Genomic DNA, 2,146 nt, shown 5'->3' on the forward strand with positions numbered 1-2,146 from the left:
AACACACGGATCAATCGCGGAAGCAAAAGAATCTGATGAAAAAGGATATGTACCATTCGGACTTGTGACAAACAAGGCAGTGATGAAGAGAGACGTGAAAAAGGGTCAGCTTCTCACTTATGATGATGTTGAATTAGATAAGTCTACTTTGATCTATCAGCTGAGAAAAGAACAGGACGCTATGTACGGAAGAAACGTTTTATAGTCCTGGTATTAAACTTAAGAAGGAGCCTTCCGAAGGCTCCTTCTGTATTCTTATTGCCTCTCAAAGAGTGAGGGGCCTAAGTGATGAGGCGGCTCGTCCGCTTTGTTCATTCAGACCAGTGCCAGAGCTGTCTCTTCATCCGTAAAGAAAGAATTGACAAGTTTTAAGGACAGGGCCACATCAATGATCTGTACTTTGTGAAGCCCGTCTGCCACCCCGATGGAAACACGGGAATTTTTGGCGGCCTTAAAGATATCTGCTTTAATTAAATGTTTGGTTGATTCTGTTTCTACTGTCTCTCCTTCCTTTGTCAGAAACTGAAGTGCCACATCCCCTATGGCATGAGCTGCTTTTAACTCTGCAATCTCCTGTTCACTCAGGATGTTATAGCAGGTAAGAATGGAGGTTTCAAAGCTTCCAAGACCCATCAGAAGTATATCAGCGTGTTCTCCAAGGGTTAAGATCTCTCTTGTATGTTCATTGGAGATTAATGTTTCATATTCTTCTTTGGATGAGCAAAAGGCCGGGATGTGAAGCATCTTTGCTGTACCGCCTATTGTATTTGCAAGCTGCAGAGTGTTGTAGGTTGGAAGGGCTTCAAAGGACTCACCAAAACTTCCTGCCAGAGGAACTGTCTGTACATCGGGAAAATGGAGCGGATGCATTTCACGGATAAAACGGGACACAGCATTTCCCCAGCCCACGCCCACAATGTCTTTTGGCTTCAGCTGTGAGATGAAATAATCCGCGGCAGCCTGTGCCACATAGTCGCGGTTTTGGTCCTTTGTGCTGATGACACCCGCATAGTTCAGTCCGTATTTTTCTTTCAGAGCTTCCTCAAGCTGAGAATTTCCTGCTACGGGGGAGTTGATCTCTATTTTTACAATGCCCAGGTCTTCTGCTCTGGACAGCAGCTTAGATACCCAGGGTCTTGATATATTCAATTTTTTAGCAATCTCCTGCTGGGACAGCTTGTTTTTATAGTACAGATTCGCCACCAGAACGATTTTGTCCAGCATAGTATCTGCGTTTTCTTTTTTTTTCATAAGGTTAACCTCTCGATTCTGATTTAGTTAAGGCACATATGTAACTGCTTGCTAAGAGGATTATAAGGCATATTTATAGGGTTTTCAAGGATTTTCTGAAAAAATACATTTTGCTATTGACGAACATATGTAAAGTGACTATAATGAACTTAACAAAAGTAATTAACAAGCACATATGTAACTATCAGAGGTGAGACAGAAGATTTTGAAAATACAGGATTCGTTCCTGAGTGTTTTATGAAAGGAGCCAAACCAAATGAATGGAATTTCAGTCTTTTTGTTCATCATTTTCGTATTGTTTGTTGTTCAGGCTGTCGGAGGATATTTTCAGGTGAAGGATTACAGAAGAGCAGTAAAGAGAGTTCATCAGCTTGGAAATGTAGGAATCGGACAGAAAAAAGGAAGACTGCTCTCAGGGAATATTGTCATGATTGCCTGTGATCAGAATGGGGTTATCACCGGGGGAGAGATTATGGAGGGGTTAAGTTTTCTGACAAAATTTAAACCAATCAAAGAGTTTCTCGGAAAAGAACTTGTGGGAACCAGCATTTACGAATACCTGAATGAAGTGAGACAGTTCGAAAAGAAGAGACGGAAATACTACAAAGGTTATATCAGAGCTTTAGAAGCTTTGGATATGAGGTTCCAGGGAACGGTCCTGTAGTCTGCAGCAAGATATATAGAATGTCATTTATAATTCACCGGCTAGTTTGTTCTATATATAAACCAAGTCAACGCACTGAAAGAAGGAGGAGAAGATATGGAAATTATCTCAAACGCTGCCAACGGATTTATCAAGCTATTCCAAGAAGGCGGTACCACATTCATGGGATGGGTAACCGGAATCATCCCGCTGGTTGTCTGCCTGATGACAGCAGTAAACTCAGTAATCAAG

At 41.7% G+C, this 2,146-nt stretch carries 3 protein-coding genes and 1 pseudogene; 3 read left to right on the forward strand and 1 reads right to left on the reverse strand.

The window, feature by feature from the left end; all coding sequences use genetic code 11:
* Window positions 1-205 (forward strand): annotated as a pseudogene (locus tag KH180_RS16550) (hypothetical protein); the annotation flags it as partial.
* Between the two features lie 110 nt (window positions 206-315).
* On the opposite strand, the gene KH180_RS16555 reads toward KH180_RS16550, so the two are convergent.
* On the reverse strand, window positions 316-1,251 hold the full coding sequence (locus KH180_RS16555; protein ID WP_290762460.1) for a sugar-binding transcriptional regulator: 936 nt from the start codon (window positions 1,249-1,251) through the stop codon (window positions 316-318).
* Between the two features lie 256 nt (window positions 1,252-1,507).
* On the opposite strand from KH180_RS16555, the gene KH180_RS16560 reads away from it, so the two are divergent.
* Window positions 1,508-1,915 carry a transcriptional regulator GutM gene (locus KH180_RS16560; protein WP_290762463.1) on the forward strand — a complete coding sequence of 136 codons (408 nt, stop codon included), beginning with the start codon at window positions 1,508-1,510 and terminating at the stop codon, window positions 1,913-1,915.
* Window positions 1,916-2,011: 96 nt separating this feature from the next.
* Window positions 2,012-2,146, forward strand: a 135-nt coding sequence (locus tag KH180_RS16900; protein ID WP_290762180.1) for a PTS glucitol/sorbitol transporter subunit IIC, incomplete at its 3' end; no start/stop codon positions are given.

It is taken from the genome of Anaerostipes sp. (genome assembly GCF_018381315.1).
Lineage (GTDB): Bacteria > Bacillota > Clostridia > Lachnospirales > Lachnospiraceae > Anaerostipes.